This is a genomic window from Collinsella sp. TM04-29, from assembly GCF_003466565.1.
GTDB lineage: Bacteria > Actinomycetota > Coriobacteriia > Coriobacteriales > Coriobacteriaceae > Collinsella.
This window is the reverse complement of record NZ_QSPW01000004.1, coordinates 78,837-96,211: the sequence shown is the minus strand read 5'-3', so window position 1 is coordinate 96,211 and position 17,375 is coordinate 78,837. Positions and strand designations below refer to the sequence as shown.

13 protein-coding genes and 1 riboswitch are annotated in these 17,375 nt (G+C 60.2%); of the genes, 5 read left to right on the top strand and 8 right to left on the bottom strand.

What is annotated here, in order from left to right; all coding sequences use genetic code 11:
* Positions 1-44 precede the first annotated feature (44 nt).
* Complete coding sequence (locus tag DXD39_RS08250; RefSeq protein ID WP_117803766.1) at positions 45-1,577, bottom strand: diguanylate cyclase domain-containing protein; 1,533 nt, start codon at positions 1,575-1,577, stop codon at positions 45-47.
* A gap of 124 nt (positions 1,578-1,701) precedes the next feature.
* Positions 1,702-4,419 carry an EAL domain-containing protein gene (locus DXD39_RS08245; RefSeq protein WP_117803765.1) on the bottom strand — a complete coding sequence of 906 codons (2,718 nt, stop codon included), beginning with the start codon at positions 4,417-4,419 and terminating at the stop codon, positions 1,702-1,704.
* A 324-nt stretch (positions 4,420-4,743) separates the two neighbouring features.
* Here DXD39_RS08245 and DXD39_RS08240 point away from each other — a divergent pair, with 324 nt between their 5' ends.
* Positions 4,744-5,613, top strand: a complete 870-nt coding sequence (locus DXD39_RS08240) for a patatin family protein (protein ID WP_117803764.1) — start codon at positions 4,744-4,746, stop codon at positions 5,611-5,613.
* A 162-nt stretch (positions 5,614-5,775) separates the two neighbouring features.
* On the opposite strand, the gene DXD39_RS08235 is transcribed toward DXD39_RS08240, so the two are convergent.
* Genes DXD39_RS08235 through thiM form a run of 3 tightly spaced genes read right to left on the bottom strand, consistent with a single transcriptional unit; the run spans position 5,776 to position 7,652 of the window.
* Positions 5,776-6,471, bottom strand: a complete 696-nt coding sequence (locus DXD39_RS08235; protein ID WP_117803763.1) for a thiamine phosphate synthase — start codon at positions 6,469-6,471, stop codon at positions 5,776-5,778.
* The gene (locus DXD39_RS08230; protein ID WP_225093307.1) at positions 6,468-6,809 is read right to left on the bottom strand and encodes a thiamine-binding protein; all 342 of its coding nucleotides are present in this window, start codon (positions 6,807-6,809) and stop codon (positions 6,468-6,470) included. The genes DXD39_RS08235 and DXD39_RS08230 overlap by 4 nt, the downstream gene beginning before the upstream one ends.
* A gap of 3 nt (positions 6,810-6,812) precedes the next feature.
* Positions 6,813-7,652 carry a hydroxyethylthiazole kinase gene (gene thiM, locus DXD39_RS08225; protein WP_117803762.1) on the bottom strand — a complete coding sequence of 280 codons (840 nt, stop codon included), beginning with the start codon at positions 7,650-7,652 and terminating at the stop codon, positions 6,813-6,815.
* Positions 7,653-7,703: 51 nt separating this feature from the next.
* Positions 7,704-7,814: riboswitch (TPP riboswitch) on the bottom strand.
* Positions 7,815-7,977: 163 nt separating this feature from the next.
* Between thiM and DXD39_RS08220 the strand changes: the two genes are divergently transcribed.
* The 4 genes from DXD39_RS08220 (at position 7,978) to DXD39_RS08205 (ending at position 12,539) form a co-directional block, all read left to right on the top strand.
* Entirely contained in the window at positions 7,978-8,886 is a 909-nt protein-coding gene (locus tag DXD39_RS08220) for an HAD-IIB family hydrolase (RefSeq protein WP_117803761.1), read from the top strand.
* Positions 8,887-8,896: 10 nt separating this feature from the next.
* Entirely contained in the window at positions 8,897-9,793 is an 897-nt protein-coding gene (locus DXD39_RS08215; RefSeq protein WP_117803760.1) for a LysR family transcriptional regulator, read from the top strand.
* A 155-nt stretch (positions 9,794-9,948) separates the two neighbouring features.
* Positions 9,949-11,082, top strand: a complete 1,134-nt coding sequence (locus DXD39_RS08210) for a 5-methyltetrahydropteroyltriglutamate--homocysteine S-methyltransferase (protein ID WP_233541150.1) — start codon at positions 9,949-9,951, stop codon at positions 11,080-11,082.
* A 122-nt stretch (positions 11,083-11,204) separates the two neighbouring features.
* Positions 11,205-12,539 carry a uracil-xanthine permease family protein gene (locus DXD39_RS08205; RefSeq protein ID WP_117803758.1) on the top strand — a complete coding sequence of 445 codons (1,335 nt, stop codon included), beginning with the start codon at positions 11,205-11,207 and terminating at the stop codon, positions 12,537-12,539.
* Between the two features lie 57 nt (positions 12,540-12,596).
* Here the strand turns inward: DXD39_RS08205 and DXD39_RS08200 are convergent, their stop codons facing one another.
* The 3 genes from DXD39_RS08200 to DXD39_RS08190 all read right to left on the bottom strand — a co-directional run bounded on the left by DXD39_RS08200 (position 12,597) and on the right by DXD39_RS08190 (position 17,350).
* Positions 12,597-13,262 (bottom strand): alpha/beta hydrolase, encoded by a 666-nt coding sequence (locus DXD39_RS08200; RefSeq protein ID WP_117803757.1) that lies wholly within the window; start codon positions 13,260-13,262, stop codon positions 12,597-12,599.
* 207 nt (positions 13,263-13,469) lie between these two features.
* Positions 13,470-15,254 (bottom strand): carbohydrate-binding domain-containing protein, encoded by a 1,785-nt coding sequence (locus DXD39_RS08195; protein WP_158565494.1) that lies wholly within the window; start codon positions 15,252-15,254, stop codon positions 13,470-13,472.
* 308 nt (positions 15,255-15,562) lie between these two features.
* A complete protein-coding gene (locus DXD39_RS08190; RefSeq protein WP_158565492.1) occupies positions 15,563-17,350 on the bottom strand; it encodes a hypothetical protein in 1,788 nt (595 codons plus the stop codon).
* Positions 17,351-17,375: the final 25 nt, after the last annotated feature.

Here is a 17,375-nt window from a genome sequence, read left to right as displayed (position 1 = left end):
GCGCGATGCGAAACGGGCTGTGTTTCGCATCGCGCCCCATAACGCTAGTCCAGCTTGGTGCCCGGTACCTGTGGCGCCTCTCTAATCAGCGCATTAAGTTCGTTCAAAATGGAAACGGGTTGTCGGTCGACGGCGTCCAGATGAAGCGTTGCCACGCGAAGGGGCGGCTGATATTCAAATGAGCCAAGGAGCACGGGCGATCCCAAGAACCGTTCGATTTCGTCTGCAACCGCGTCGGTCTCTTCGGGATCAAGCTCGTCAAAGAGCGCCACGAACATCGGTCCGGTCGAGCGGAACAGACGACCCTTGCCGCGCGAGCAATCCATGAGGCAGGCGGCGCTTTCTGCCAAAACGCGGTCGCCTGCATCAAAGCCAAAGCGGGCATTGACCTGTGCGATTTCGTCGATTTTAATGGCGATCAAGCCCGCGTTTCGTGCCACGCGACGCATCTCGCCAATGGCGTTGACCAGGGCGTGGATATCGCCCAGACCGGTCACGGAATCGGTCGTATCTGCCAAGCTTCGGTTGGTGACAATGCCCACATACATGTTGGGCTCGGTATCGGTGCCGTCCAGGCGGTAACCCGTGCAGTCGCAAAGCGCGTATTTTCCGGCGGTATTCATGACGCGATACTGCATGCAGTGGAAGTGCCACGTGCCGTTTACCACCATATCGAGCTCGGCACGTACGTTGTCGCGGTCCTCGGGGTGAACACGGGCAAGCCATATATCGAGCGAGTTGTAGGGATGCTGGGAAGGTAGGTCAAAATCGCGCACGGCATTAACCGACCATTGCGATTCGCCGGTGTCGAGGTTAATGATGAACGGATAGCGTGTCTCGGAGCTCATGGAGATCGCTTGGAACACTCGGTCGTTGCAGGGGGGGGGTTGTTCGGTGACCGGGCGTTGCGGCGCATCGCCTTCTTCCGGTTGTTGCACACGGTACATGAGCTTGTAGCGATACATTTTGCGGTCGGCGTCCTTTGTCATCTGGCGACGCGTATCGCCTGCAAGCGGGTCGACGCGCGAGCAGCCAAAACTAAAGCTGGCGATCATGGGCGCCTTGCCGTCCGATGTTGCCTCGATAAGATTGGCACGCGTCCGCTCCAGGCGCTGCTCGAGCTCGGCTTCGTCTGTCGTGGGGGATATAAGTACAAATTCGTCTCCACCGATACGGAACAGCAGCTCATCGTGCTCCATGGTCTCGGTGAGTGCGCGGCAGATGCTCAGAATGTAGCGATTGCCCTCGGCGTGGCCAAACTTATCGTTGCAATGCTTGAGGCGATCGATGTCAATATAGGCACAGGTGAAGGGGGTGCCTTTGCGCCAGAGCTGATCGACATGGCGGTCGAGCCCGCCACGGTTGCCAAGATTGGTGAGCGAGTCGATATAGGCGCCGTGCTCAAGCAGCTCGCGTTCTTGTTGCAGGATGGCGAGCGTTTTCTGCAGTTGCTCACCAATGGCACGCAACTCCGGGGGCAGCGCGGCAACATCGAGCTCGGTGGTTGAGGCCCCGTTCGCAAGTCGCTGAAGATGAGCGATGATTGATTGCTCGCCCAGGCGATACGACTCGTTCATGATGGATGACCTCCTTGGATGGAACAATGGTTTGTATCTTACTCCCAATTCGGTTTAGATTGGGGTATTAGTTAGCTCATGGGAACAAACGCTCCCTCGACGGTGGCGTTTGCGCACGAGCGTATTAGTTGCTGTCGCCACCGTCGAGCAGTGCCTCAAAATCCTCCGCCTGCATGGGACGGTAGTAGAGGAAGCCCTGAGCGTAGCGGGCGCCCATTTGGCGTAGCATGTTTGCCTGCTCATTTGTCTCGATGCCTTCGATCACAACGGGCAGATGGAGCGACTGCGCCATCTCGAGCATTGATGAAATGATTTGCACGCTGCGGCCTTGATCGCCGTCGACGGGCACAAACGTGCGGTCGAGCTTGATGACGTCGACGTTGACGTTCTTGAGCATCGCGAGCGTGGACTGGCCGGTGCCAAAATCGTCCATGTAGGTCGAGAAGCCGCGGTTGTGCAGGTCGGCCGTCAGCTTATCCACAGCTTCGGACTCTCCCGTATAAGCCGTCTCGGTGATCTCGATGCGCATGAGCTCGGGCGGCAGATTGTATTGGTCGGCGAGTGCCCCCATATGCTCGGCAACGTCGCAGGCAAGGATATCCACGCGCGACACGTTGAGCGAGATCGGAACCACGCGAAGCCCTCGATCGATGCGCCCGCGCAGCCACGAGGCAACGCCCTGCCAAACGTATTTGTCGAGCGTCACCACAAAACCGCTTTCCTCGAGAGCGGGGATAAAGGTGACGGGTGAAATGAGGGAGCCATCCTTGTCAATCCAGCGCGTGAGCGCTTCGGCGCCAGTGATCTCGCCGGTTTCCATGTCGACCTGGGGCTGCAAGTAGTAGGTAATGCGGCCGTTTGAGAGCGCATACTGGAATTCGGTCAGCGTGCGGTGGAACGAGATTTCGCGCTCGTACTCCTCGGGGCGGAAAATGGCAATGCGCTCCTTAAAGTCGTTTTTTGCACGCCGATTGGTAAACATGGCCTTGGCCTGCGCATCGATAGTGATTTCCTCGTTGGAGTCGATGGGGTAGACGCCCATGGACGGCCAGAAACCCACGCCGTCATCATGCTTGGCCACGGCCTCGCGAACGCTGTTATAGATTTGATGGACGGTGTCGTGCTCAAAGGGGATGAGTATGCAAAAGTCGTCTTGGCCCCAGTATCCTGCGACGCCCATGTCGGCATTCTCGATATCCTTGAGGACCGTGCCCACGTCGGCGAGCATGCGGTCGCCCTCGGCCTGTCCGTGCCATTCGTTGAACAGTCGCATGTGCCCCATGTCGACGGTGGCGATACACCAAGCGCCGTCGCGCCTTGTCTGGAGAAATGCGTTGGCGCGTCGCATAAACTCGCTGGGTCGACAGAGGCCCGTGAGCATATCGATGCGCTCGGCGATGGCGCTTTTGCGCTCTATCTCGGGTATGGGGAGGCTGTCGTTGGGAACAAGTCCGCCGGCCGTGCGAAGGCGACGGTCGAGTTCGCCTAAAACGGCGGTCGCTTGGTTGGCTAGGCGCTCGTAGAAGGCCGGGACGACAAGACAGACGGGAGTAATGGTATCGCCCGCGATTCGAACGGGAGCGAAAACGGCCTCTTTTAGATGATGGACCAGTTGCTCGAACGCCTCATGGTCCAAATCGTTGCTGAGCACGACAAACTGGACGCTTCGTGAGCGGTAGACGCGACTCCTGCCACGGGTGATCGACAACATGCGGCCTGCGTATTCGGCGAGCATGTTGTCGACAGCCTCGGCTCCGTAAAGCTCGTTGAGCTTTGTCGTGCCGCGAACGCGCACCGCTATAAGCCCCGTCTCGCAACAGTCGCGACGGCAGGCATCGATAGCGTTGAGCAACATGCGCTGCGTTCCAAGGCCCGTGGCGGCGTCGACGGTCTCGGCAAGCGAGTGGTTGACGAGCTCGCCAACATAGAGCGAGGGGACATTTCCGTCGCCGTCGATACGAAACCCGCGAGCACGGCAGAGAACGTAGTCGCCGGCGGCGTTGCGTACGCGGTATTGCATGACGCGACGGTGCTTGGAGCCGTTATAGATCTGGTCGATATCGTCGCTATAGGCCTCGAGGTCATCGGGATGGACGCGCGTTTTCCAGTAATCGTGGCAGTTGTCTATATGCTCCGAAGGAAGGCCAAGGTCGCGCATAGCGCCTTGTGACCAAAGGGTGCGATGTTTGTCCAGGTTCTCGATAAAGAAATAGCGGCCTTCGTTGAGCATCGAAAGGGCGTCGAAAATGCGATCGCTTACTTCGAAATCGTCGGCGTGGACTTGCGTGATATTGCGTCGATCAAGGTGCACGGCATGGCGCAGCTTGTAGTCGTACATGCGATGGTCGGCATCGAGCGTCATGCGATTGGAGGCTTCGCCCAGGGCGGGGTCGGCGTGTGACACTCCGTAGCTAAACGAGTGAGGCATCTCGGAATCGTTATTTTTGAGCAGGACCTCTCGACAGTGCTCCAGACGTTCGGCAAGGTCATCCTCGGTCGCGATTGTGGACAGGATGGCAAACTCGTCGCCTCCCAGGCGAAATGCCGCCTCGTCCACCTTCATATACAGCTTGAGATAGAGGCTCACCTGCAAGATATAGCGGTTGCCCTCGTCGTGTCCAAAGATGTCGTTGCAGTGCTTAAGGTTATCGATGTCGATAAACGCCATGGTTACGGGCAATTCCTGCTCCCAGATTTCCTCGAGGGAACGGGTAAAGCCGCCGCGGTTGCCAAGACCGGTGAGCTCGTCGGTAAAGGCAGTCCTGATCAGATCGTCCTGACGCTCGAGAAGGTCACGGATGGTCTTTTCGAGCGTCTCGGTGTAATTGCTGGCGATATCCATGCTGTAAGCGGCTTCCTGAGGTCGGGGTGTATTGCGTCGGGCGAGCTCGTTGTACACACGCGTTGCTGCTCAACGCTTTGCGTGTATCCAGGCCCCCGCCTTGCTGCGTCGCTGGTTTAATATGTCGGTCCGTGTTCGCTGCTGATAACTATTGAGTAGTATAAACAACAATAGAGGATTGTATATGGGTGCCCCTGCCGCGGGCGGCTATTATTCGCCAATCGGTAGCGTGACGATGCGATGCTCGATATAAATGCGACTGAGTCGATATATGTTGGCGGGTATACTTGTTCCGCTTTAAAACACGGGAACGGAGATGGTCGCATGGCACAGCCAGACACGACGCGCACGGTGGGGCTTGCGCTCGAGGGAGGCGGCTACCGCGGTATGTATACGGCGGGCGTGCTCGACGTATGGATGGAGCACGGCTTAACCTGCGACCATATGGTGGGTGTCTCGGCGGGCGCGGCGTTTGGCTACAACTTTAAATCGCGCCAGATCGGCCGCGCCATTCGCTACAACAAGGCCTATTGCGCCGACAAGCGCTATGCGAGCGTGACGAGCTGGTTGCGAACCGGCGATATGTTCAATGCCGAGTTTGCCTATCATGAGGTACCCATCGAGCGCGATCCCATCGATCTGGAGGCATATCGCGCCTGCCCCATGCGGTTTACGTGCGTATGTACCGATCTTAAGACGGGTGAGGCCGTCTACCATGACCTGCCCTATGGCGACGAGCGCGATATTGAGTGGATCCGGGCGTCGTCGGCGATTCCCGTGGCGACGCGTCCTGTTGCCATCGAGGGTCGTAAGTACTTGGATGGCGGTGTTGCCGATTCCATTCCCAGCGCTTGGCTGTTTGAGCAAGGCTATGACCGCAACGTGGTGGTGCTGACGCAGCCGGCGGGCTTTGTAAAGCAGCCCAATAGCGTGATGCCTATGCTGCGTCGCGTGTATCGTCACTATCCGGAGTTTGTTGCGGCGCTTGAGCATCGGCACGAGGTCTACAATGCCACGCTCGATGACCTGGCGCGTCGCGAAGCCGCTGGCGAGATCTTTGTGGTGCGGCCGAGCGAATCGGTGAAGGTGCCGTCGCTGTGCCGCGAGCCCGATGAACTCGAGCGCATCTACCAGATCGGCCGTCGCGATGCGGAGGCGACGTTGCCCGCGCTGGAAGCGTATCTGGCGGGGTAGGGACTACGCCGGAAACTGCATCCCGTAATCAGCGCTCAGACTGGGACGTAGTTTCCCGCTGGTCCTCTATGCGGAAAGCGCATCCCAGAATGGACGTCCAAACTGGGATGCGCTTTCCGCTATTGAAGATATGGGACTGCGGAGCAACTGCTCGGTCTAGGCTTATGCCTGCTGCCAGGTATCGACGAGCTCCTTGGCTGCGGCGTGGGGGTCGTCGGCACTGCAGACGGCGCTCACCACGAAAAAGCCGTCGACGCCGGTGGCCTTGAGCTGCGGCAAGTCGGCTGTCTTAACGCCGCCGCCCACCACGATGGGCACGGGGCTTGCCGCATGGAGGGCTGCCAGGTCCTCAAAGCTTTTGGTGATGATGGAGCCGTCGGCCGCGCGTCCGCAGTCGCGCTTGGTCTCGGTCTCGTGGAGCGGGCCGATGCCCAGGTAGTCGACCAGGCTCATGTCGGCGGTCTTGACGTACTCGAGCATCTCCTCGCAACGGGCCGAAAGACCCACGATGGCATCGGGGCCCAGCAGCTTGCGACAGACCTCGACGGGGATGTCGCTCTGACCCACGTGCACGCCGTCGACAGCGATGCCCTGCTCGCGCGCGGCGAGCACGCAGTCAAGGCGGTCGTCAATCAGCAAGGCGACCTGACCGGTCTTGCCGGCCTGAGCGATAGCCTGTGCGGCGTCGTCGGTCAGCGCGATGATCTCGCGGGCACTTGCCACCTTGGAGCGCACCTGGATGCAGGTAAAGCCGGCGTCGAGTGCCTGGGCCACTACATCGCCCACGGGGCGCCCGAGCGTGTTTTCGGGGCCGAGTACCAGATAGGCCGAGATATCAAGGTTGTCGCGGATGCTCATCGTGCTTCCTCCTGTTTCTTGATCTGTGCTTCCATGCGCTCGAGCTTGCCAGTCATGGTGTCGGTAAATCCGGGTCGAATATCGGCCTTGAGCACGACTTCGGTGCGGATGCCCTTGCTCGCTAACACAAAGGTTGCGTCGCGCACGACCTGCATGACCTCGTCCCAGTCGCCCTCGATCTCGGTGAACATCGAGGTGGTGCGGTTGGGAAGGCCGCTCTCGCGAATGACGCGCACGACCTCAGCGACCTCGGCGGACAGTTCATCGCCGGTGCCACACGGGGCGATGGCCACGGCGACGAGCGTGTTCATGCCGGCGTTGGTTGCGGGCTCGGACATGGCTTATGCCTCCTCGAGCTCGAGTCGGTTATCGGCGATGTCCTGGGCGGTTGCGCGGTAGAGCTCGTCGATAAAGGCGACCTTAAAGCTTGCCGGGGCATCGGCGACAGCGGCGGCACGCGTGCCGGCTACGTTGTAGACGGCGGTGCCGCAGACGGCTGCCGTAAACGGATCGGCAGCGCAGGCGTACACGGCTAGCACGCCGCCCTGCGAGCAACCGCAGCCGGTAATCTTTGACATGAGCGGGCTGCCGCCGTGGGATTTGGCTACGGTCGTGCCGTCGGTAATCAGGTCGACTTCGCCCGAGACCACCACGGCGCCGCCAGTGTAGCGGGCGAGCGCTACGGCGGCATCGCGGGCGGCATCGACCGTGTCGGTGGTATCGACACCGCGCACGCGGCTCAGATCGGCTGCCTCGCCCCCAAGACCCCACAGGCCGGCGAGCGCGATGATCTCGGAGGCGTTGCCGCGTACGATGGCGGGCTTGTACTGCTTGAGCTCGTTTACCAGCTGGGTGCGCAGGCTACCGATGCCCAGGCCCACCGGATCGAGCACCCAGGGCTTGCCGGCGTGGTGTGCCGCCTTGGCCGCGCGGGGAATCGTCTGCTCGTAGATGGGGAAGAGCGTGCCCATATTGAGATAGATGGCGCCGCCGCCGGCAACGAGTGCCTCGCCCTCGTCTGGTAGATAAACCATGGCGGCCGAACCGCCCACGGCGAGCTGTGCGTTGGCGACAAAGTCGATCGTCACCGTGTTGGTGATGGAGCCGGCCATCGGATTGGTGGCGCGAATCTCTTCCACGGCCTTGACCACATTTTGCTTAAGCTGTTCCGAATCAATCACTGCACATGCCTCCTTGGCATAGAAAAGGGGCGCTGTGCATAGACAGCGCCCCTGCAAAGGCGGCATGCTCCCTACGCCAGCATTAACTGACAGGTTCAAAGGATTGGGCCCCATGCCCTCTCAGCCTTGTGGTTTGCACCGCCGGCACTCCCGCATCGAATCTGTTGTTCCCTATACTAGCGCACCTGCCAAAAAGGGACAGGTTTATTTTGGCAGGTGGCAACAGGGGCGCTGCGTTTTCCCAGATAAAACCTGCCAATATAAACCTGTCTCTTTTTGGCAGGTCGGTACAATAGACGGGATTAAGAATGACCGAGGGGGCCTTATGATTAAACTTGTGCTGACCGATATGGACGATACGCTGATTCCAGCCGGGCATGACGGCGCCAGCGACTACGCCATCGAGGGCATTCATGCCATGCAGGCGGCGGGTCTGCACTTTGGCCCGGTTTCGGGTCGCCAACCCTCCGCGATGGGCTGGATGTTCCGCAATCGCGCCGAGTGCTTCTCGACCGGCGCGTTCTGCAACGGCCAGGTCATGTTTGTGGACGGCGAGGTGGTAGCCTCGCATGCGACCGACAACGCCGCCCTTATGCGCTTGGCTGACTACTTGGAGCAAGAGACCGACGATACGTATCTGAAGGTCTACGGCCTGGGTGATGACTTTTGGGGCAACGATGCCTATTGTGTGACGAGCGACCCCGAGCGCGTGCGCCGCGCCATGGAGTCGGGCGGCAACGCATGGCTCAAGGGCGAAGAGGCCCCGTGCCGTCCTGTCGTCGATGACGCGTCGGTGTTCAAGGCGAATATCTGGAGTGCTCGTTCGCGTGAGGAGCTCGCGGAGCTACGCGAGCGCGTTGCCGCTGAGGTGCCGGAACTCTCGCTCGTGTTTCCCAACAATCGTGTGCGCCTGTTCGACATTCTTCCAGCAGGTTGGGACAAGGGTTGCGCTGCGCTGGAGCTGGCGCGCGCTTTGGACCTGACGTCCGACGAGGTGGCCGTATTTGGCGATTCCGATAACGACCTGCCCATGATCGGTGCCGTCCCCAACTCCGTTGCAGTCGCCAATGCCAACGAGGCCGTCACGGCTGCCGCGCGCTGGCATATCGGCGCTGCGGCAGACGATGCGGTTGCCGGGGCTCTGCATCAGATTGCCGCCTGCGCCGCGACGGGGGAGATGCCGTCGTTTATGCGTCAGGCAGATGCGGCGGGTTCGGGTTTCGCGGACGTCTAGGGAGGCCATCATGAAGCTTCAACAGCTCAGGTATGTCGTCAAAGTTGCCGAATGCGGCAGCATCACCGAGGCCTCGCGCCGGCTCTTTGTGTCGCAGCCTTCGATTACCGCGTCGATCCGCGATCTCGAAAACGAGATGGGTGTGCACATCTTTGAGCGCACCAACAAGGGTGTCATTGTGTCCGAGGAGGGCGAGACCTTCTTGGGCTACGCGCGCCAGGTGCTCGATCAGGCGGATCTGCTCGAAGGCAAGTACAAGGGCGCGTCCGAGCAGGTGCCGCACTTTAGTGTGAGCTGCCAGCATTATTCCTTTGCCGTCAACGCGTTTGTCGATGTGATCCGTGAGTTCGATGCCGCGCGCTATGACTTTACCCTGCGCGAGGAGCAGACTCACGAGATTATCGAGGACGTCGCGCATATGAAAAGCGAACTGGGCATCCTGTACTTATCCGAGCATAACCGCGAGGTTATCGAGCGCATGCTGGCGGCCAACGAGCTCGTATTCGAGGGGCTTTTCTGCGCCACGCCGCATGTCTTCGTCTGTGCCGACCATCCGCTGGCGGCCCGCTCCAGCGTGACGCTCGAGGACTTGGAAGACTACCCGTTCCTGTCCTACGAGCAGGGCAGTTACAACTCGTTTTACTATTCCGAGGAGCTGACCTCGACGTTTGAGCGTCGCAAGAATATCCGCGTGCGCGACCGTGCGACGCTGTTCAACCTGGCCATGGGCCTCAACGGCTACACGGTATGCTCGGGCGTGATCAGCCACGAGCTCAACGGCCCCGGCATTATCTCGATTCCGCTCGATGTGGATGAGTACATGGAGATCGGCATCATCACGCGCAAGAACACGACGCTTACGCGCTACGGTCAAGCCTATATCGACGCGATCCGTCAGCATATCTAGACTGCTGCGTCCTGCACAGGTCAAATCTCTTCATGGCAGTCCCAACTGATATAGGAAGCATCTATATCAAACTGTTATAAACGTATATTTTACGATGGCTATATGAGCGCTCATACTCTGTTCCAGTAAAGCAACCAATGCAAAGGGAGATATCTATGAGCACTTCAATTCAACCGAACGCGCCGTTTCGCGCTGATATCGTCGGCAGCTTTCTTCGTCCGCAGGCCGTAAAGGATGCCCGCGCTGCCTATGCGGCAGGCACGCTTGATGCCGAGGGGCTTAAGGCTGTCGAGGATGAGGCTATTCGCGAACTGGTGGACAAGCAAAAGGCCGCTGGCCTGCAAGTGATTACCGATGGCGAGTTTCGTCGCAGTTACTGGCACCTCGACTTTATGTGGGGGCTCAACGGCATTGAACGCCGCACCTCGCGTACGGGCTATATGTTCCACGACGAGGAGACCACGGCTGACACCGCCGTGGTGACCGGCCCCATCAGCGGCGAGAACCACCCCTTCGTCGAGCACTTTAAGTTTGTCAAGGCACTCGAGGGGGAGGGCCACGTTGCACGCCAGACCATTCCGGCGCCGATCCAGACGTTCTCGGAGGTTACGCTCGACCGCTGCGATGGCCAGCAGGAGAGCCTGCGCGCTGTCTATAAGACCGATGAGGAACTTGCCGACGCAATTGCAGCCGCTTATCGCACGGTGATCGCCGACCTGTACGCAGCGGGTTGCCGCAACATCCAGTTTGATGACTGCACCTGGGGCATCTATTGCGATACCGACTTTGTGTCCAAGACTGGCATGAGCCCGGTTGACCTGCAAAGGGTGAGCGAGCTGGGCGTGGCGCTCAACAACGCCGCCATCGAGGACAAGCCCGACGACCTCGTCATTAACACGCACGTGTGCCGCGGCAACTACCACTCTACCTATGCTTTCGAGGGCGGCTATGACCCCATCGCGCCGTACCTGTTTGCACATGAGGATGTCGACGCATTCTACCTGGAGTTCGATACGCCGCGCGCCGGCGGTTTTGAGCCGCTCAGCTACGTTGCCCCGGGCAAGAAGGTCGTGCTGGGCTTGGTGACCACCAAGGCCGCAGAGCTCGAGAACGAGGATGTTATCGTCGAGCGCATCCGCGAAGCCGCAAAGTACGTGCCGCTCGAGAACCTGTATCTGTCTCCCCAGTGCGGCTTTGCCAGCTGCGAGATTGGCAACAAGCTGACCGAGGACGAGCAGTGGGCAAAGATCGCCCTGGTCAAACGCATCGCCGAGCGCATCTGGAAGTAATGCTGCCGTTCGCAGGGGCGTCGTGGTCGGAGCGGCATGCATCGCGTACAATGGTTCGGATCGTATCGTTCGGGCAGGTAATCCGATATGCCCGGGCGCCCTTCCATTATGAAAGGACATCCATGTCCCAATCCTCGACGCCCGCCGTCGCCGATGCCATCTACGATGCGTCGTCGCTCGGTCGCCCGCGCATGTTTTTGCTCGGCCTGCAGCACCTGTTTGCCATGTTCGGCGCTACCGTGCTGGTGCCTGTGCTCACCGGCCTTTCGGTTTCGGCGACCCTTTTGTTTGCCGGCCTGGGCACGCTGCTCTTCCACTTCCTATCGCGCGGCAAGGTGCCAGCGTTTTTGGGATCTTCGTTTGCCTTTATCGCGGGCTATGCCGCCATCGCGCCCAACGGCGAGGCCGAGCTTTTGCCCCACGCCTGCCTGGGCGTAGCTTGTGCCGGCCTGCTCTATCCGGTGCTTGCGGCGCTCTTCCGCGCGTTTGGCGCCAAGCGCGTTATGCGCTTCTTTCCGCCATTAGTGACTGGCCCCATCGTCATTTCCATCGGCTTGATCCTGGCAAGTTCCGCTATTGCTAACTGCCAGACCAACTGGCTTGTGGCTGTCATTGCCGTTGCCGTTATCGTCATCTGCAACATCTGGGGCCGTGGCATGGTCAAGATCGTGCCGATTTTGCTGGGCGTTGTGGTGAGCTATGCCGTTGCGGCTGCGCTCGGCGAGGTTGATTTCTCGGGCGTTGCCGCCGCTCCGTGGGTCGGTCTGCCCATCGTGTGGGACAACACCGTGTTTGCACTCTTTGGGCCGCAGTTCGATAGCGGTCTTGCCACGACGGCCATCATCACCATTATGCCGTTGGCATTTGCGACCATGATCGAGCATATCGGTGATATCTCGGCTATCGGCTCCACCTGCGAGCGTAACTACATCGCCGATCCTGGCCTGCATCGCACGCTGCTTGGCGACGGCCTGGCGACCATTCTCGCATCGCTCTTTGGCGCTCCGGCTAACACCACCTATGGCGAGAACACCGGTGTGCTTGCCCTAACGCGTGTGTTTGACCCGCGCGTGATTCGCATTGCCGCATGTTGTGCCATTGTGCTCTCGTTCTGCCCCAAGTTCGCGGCTGTCATTGCGGCCATGCCGGCGTGTGTGATCGGCGGCGTGTCTCTCGTGCTCTATGGCATGATCAGCGCCGTGGGCGTCCGCAACCTCATCGAGAACCAGGTCGATTTCCAGAACAACCGCAACGTGCTGGTGGCCGCCCTGGTGCTGGTGCTTTCACTCGGCATTGCGTACAGCACTGCCGGAGCTATCGTGTTGGAGCTGGGCGGCGTGACGATTTCGCTCTCGGGCCTTGCCGTGGGTTCGCTGGTGGGCATTGTGCTCAATGCCATCCTACCGGGCAACGACTTTGAGTTTGATGTCTCCGAGCTTGAGGAGGCTGCTGAGTAACAACTGCGTCCAGCTGAATCAAAAAATGGCGCCCATGCGTACGCGCGGGCGCCATTTTTAATGCGTCAATATCCAGTGGATGCCACGTGCCATGCGCAGATCGGTTTGGGCGAAGTGATTGCCGGGGTTGAGCTCCAGCGTTGTTGGAATGCCGCGCGCGATGAGCAGCACTTCCGTCGCGCGCGTGTCGTCGAGCACATGCCGCATCATGCGGTTGGGCGTCTTGGTCTCTTTTTTGCCGAGCGACAGATAGACGGCTTGCGGGCTGCCGGCAAAAGGGGCCGTGCTGGCACGGTCGACAAAGTCGGGAAACCATAGCGACCCCGATGCGCTCGCGGCGCGGTCAAAGGCGTCGGTTTGCCAGAGGGACCAGAGTGCGAAGAGGCCCGCGAGCGAGTAACCGGCAATGCCGCGCCAGGTGGGCGGCTGAGGAAGCGACGACTCGACCTGGGGGATTATCTGATTCAGCAGCTCATCAAGAAAATCGGCAGCTTGACCGCCAAAGGGCTCGGCATCGCGCACGGTTCCGTCGCATCCCCAGGGGCTCAGCTCGCGATTCCAGTTGAGGCTGCCAATGCCGACAAGCGTGAAGGGCGGGCAGTTGAGCTCTCGGCAACACTTATAAACCTCGCTGCCGTCGCCCACGACCACAGGAAGGTAGATGACAGGCGCGCTTTCCGTATGATTCGAATAAACGGTTATCTGCTTTTGATGCGCTTCCATGACGGGCTTCTCTCAGTGTTGTGATATCGGCAGCCCCAATTGTCGCACGCCAGCGTATGCCGGTTGGGCTAGACCAAAGACAATCTCGTGCATCCCCTGCGGACGCATATGGAAAACGCCACCGCTGGAGGGGAGCTCGGCGGTGGCGTGGTTAAACGGTGCTGGGGCTCGGGGCCTTCGCGGGAGCTGCCATGTGCGCAGAGGCGTCTAAGAGCGCTTACGGCTCGCCATGGTGCCTGCGGCGATAGCGGCTGTTCCCGCAAGGACGGTTGCCACGATGGCCGCACCCGAGGTGTCGCCGGTTGCCGCGAGCACGCCGGTAGTCTTGGCTTTCGTGATTGAAGCCGCAACGGCCTTGGTCGGCTTTGAGCCCTCAGGCTTGGGGTTCTGCTTGGACTCCGCGGGCTTGCTTTCTGCGGGCTTGGTCTCGTCGGGCTTGGGGTCTTCCGGCTTGGCTACCTCGGGAGGTGCGATGACCATGCTCTTGGCGACAGCTTCGTTATAGGGGGAGTCGATCACAGCGTCGCCCGTGCCGATGGCTTGGCCTGCCTCGTAGATGCCGTCACGGAGCTTGCGATAGTCAATGACCTTGCCGCCTTCGGGCGTCTGGATGGCGGCGTTCTCAATCTTGATGGTGCCGATTGCCTTGCCGTCAGCGCTCATGGCACGGGCAAAGATTGCCGCTGTATCTCCTTCGGCCGTTACCTTGCTGCGGATGATCGAGATGACTGCGGGTGTGACGCCCTCGCTGGTCTGGGCGATGATGCCGATGTTCTCGCCTTGGGGCTCGGGGCTCGTCTCGCCATCTTGGTTTTCGCTGTAGGGGATGGGGCCGTCGCCGTTCTCGACATAGCGGGCTATGGCCTCGACAACGGAGTCGCTGATGTAGATGTGGCCACCCTCCTCGTTGGGTCGATCGCTTCTGGTGGAGAATGCAGCCGAAACCTCGCCTTCCGCAAACGCGTCCACGGTGGAGCCGTTCTTGACGACGATATCGTCTGGGTAGGTGAAGAGGGCAATGGCGCTACCGTATCTGCCTTTACTTGCGCGGACTGTCACGTTTGCATGATCGAGGGTGATGCCCTTGTGGGCATAGACGCCATATTCAACACCGTTTACGTTGAGGGAGGCGTTTGTGGCTGCGAGGCTGCCCTTGGCCTCGACGGCAGCGTCTTTCTCGGAGCTTGCCTTGACCTGGCTGCCGTCCGAGATGTTGATATTGCCGCCGCTCCAAAGGGCCTCACCATCAGCTGAGCTTGCCTCGACCGTCCCGCCACCCTTGATGGTGAGGTTCTTGTCGGTTCCAATACCCTTGTCCTCGGTAGTCCTGGCGGTGACGGCTCCGCTGTCGTCAATCGTGATATTACCGTTTGCCCTGATGCCATCCGATGCACCCGTGGCGTTGACGTTGCCCGAACCTTTGATAGCGAGATCACCCCCGGCATTTATGGCGTCAAACCCAGTGCTCGTGGCGTTGACGGATCCGGCTCCGTCGATGTTGATATTACCCGTGGAGAGGATAGCGTCCTCAGTAGATGTCACGCTGAGCGTGCTGCCCGCGTCGCCTTGGATATTGAGCTCGGCGTTCTCGTTAGTGCCATGAGAAACGTTGATGCCTTCGATCCATTCGGCAGTGACGATGTTGGTCCCCGAGTAATTCACGTTGAGCTTGCCTGCGGCCTGGATCTCGCCGCCGTTATAGTTGTTGAGCTTCAAGTCGTCGGCGCCGTCCCACGACCAGGTACCGGCCTCGTCGCTCGCCGCGGTGTTGTACTTGTTGCCGCCGACCTTGACCCATTCCGCCGCGAGCGAGACGCTCGGCATGAGCAGCGAGCTCACCGTGAGCGCGCACACGGCGCCTACGACGATGCGGCGCGTCACGCGGCGCCAGCTGCCGTGCGCGAGTCCTATGCGACGGCGAACGTCGGGTTCGGCAACATGGGTTCCGGCGGTAGTGTCATTGCGTTTGGGGGTCGTGAACAAGGCTGCCATGGTTGCTCCCGTTCTCATAGGGCCTATACGGCTAGATTCAGCGTATCTGCTGGATGTTGCCGGCGGTAGTGCCGTTTGGAGGGCAAAATGTCCAAAATCCGGAAGAGGAATAAGCTGCGCACCTACGCGTTGTCGGGCATTAATCACAAAGCGCGGAGCCGCTTGTTGCGACTCCGCTCGCGTGTGCGCCATACGAGTGCAAACAGGAAACGCCACCGCCGGAGGGGAGCTTGGCGGTGGCGTTGCTAAACGGCGTGCGGACTAGGCGTATTCGGGGGTGCCGCCCCGTGCGTTAAAGATCGAGGCGTCTATGCACGCTTGCGACTCACCGCGGCGCCGGCGGCGATGGCGGCTGTTCCCGCAAGGGCGGCTGCCACGATGGCTACGCTCGAGGCGTCGCCGGTTGCCGCGAGCTTGCCGGTGGTCTTGGCTCCCGTGGCTGCAACTGCAACGGTCTTGGTTGTCTTCGTGCCCTCGGACTTGGAACCCTCGGGCTTGGTCTCGCCTGGCTTCTCCTCGGGTTTGATCTCCTCGGGAGGCACGATGACCGTGCTCTTGGCGACAGCTTCGTTATAGGGGGAGTCGATCACAGCGTCGCCCGTGCCGATGGTTTGACCCGCTTCGTAGATGTCGCCGTTGCTGAGCTCTTCTTTGTTGCGATAGTCAATGACCTTGCCGCCTTCAGGCGTCAGGATGGTGGAGCCTTCGATTTCGATGGTGCCGATTGCCTTGCCGTCCGCGCTCATGGCAAGGGCGAAGATCGCCGCCGTGTCTCCTTCGGCAGTGACCTTGCTGCGGACGATCGAAATAGTCGCGGGCGTGATGCCCTCGCTGGTCTGGGCGAAGATACCGATGTTCAGACCCCTAGGCTCAGGGATGACCTCGCCGCTTTGGTCGTTGCTGTAGTGATCGGGGCCATCGCTACCGGACTCGACATAGCGGGCTATAGCCTTAACAACGGAGTCGCTGATGTAGATGTGTCCGCCCGCGTCGTTGAGCTGGTGGTTTCTGGTAGAGATTGCAACCGAGAATTCGCCTTCCGCGAACGCGTCCACGATGGAACCATTTTTGATGACGATGTCGTCCCCGTCAGTGATGAGGGCGATGGCCTGGCCGCCGCTCGCGCTTGTGCGGACCGTTACGGTCGCGTGATCGAGTATAGCGCCCTTGCAAGCATAGACGCCATATTTAACACCACTTGCGTCAAGGGAGGCGTTCGTGACCGCGAGACTGCCCTCAGCGTTGACGGCAAGATCTCCCTCGGAGTTCGCCTTGACCTGGCTGCCGCCCGAGATGTCGATGTTGTCGTCAGCCCAAATCGCCGCTTCTTCTATCGAGCTTGCTTCTACCTTGCCACCGCCTTTGATGATCAGGTCACTGCCCGCGGCGACGCCGTAACCTTCGCCTCCTTTAGCGATCACTGTACCAGAGGAATCGATGGTGGTCTTGCCCTTGGATTGGATGCCTTCGGTACCGCCCGTTGCATTCACGGTGCCCGAGCCTGTGATAGAGAGATCGCCCTTTGCCTCAATTCCGTCGGAATTAGTGCTTGTGGTGTTCACAGTGCCTGGGCCAGAAATGGAAAGGTCACCTGTTGATTTAATTGCATTGGCCTCGGCTGTCACATTGAGCTCATCCGTGCTATTCGAGCTCGTTATGTTCAACTCTGCTTTCTGGCTAGTGCAATCCTGCGCCTTGATGGCGGCTCCGGTGTAATCGGGCTCGGTTTTCACGGTGTTCTTGCCCTCGTAGGCAATGTTGAGCTTGCCCGCAGCCTGGATCGCACCGCCGTCATAGCCGTTGAGCTTCATATCGTCGGCGCCGTCCCAGCTCCAGGTGCCGGCGGCGTCTCCCGTGGGCCCCGCGGCCGCTTCGTGGCGGACGCCGCCAACGTCCACCCACTCCGCCGCGAGCGAGACGCTCGGCATGAGCAGCGAACTTACCGTGAGCGCGCAGGCCAGGCCGCAGACGATGCGGCGCGTCACGCGGCGCCAGCTGCCGTGCGCGAGCAGCGTGCGACGGTGCACGTCGGGCTCGACAAAATGGGCTCCTGAGGTTTTATTATTGCGCTTGGGGGTCGTGAACAAGGCGGCCATGGTTACTCCCATCCTCATAGGGCCT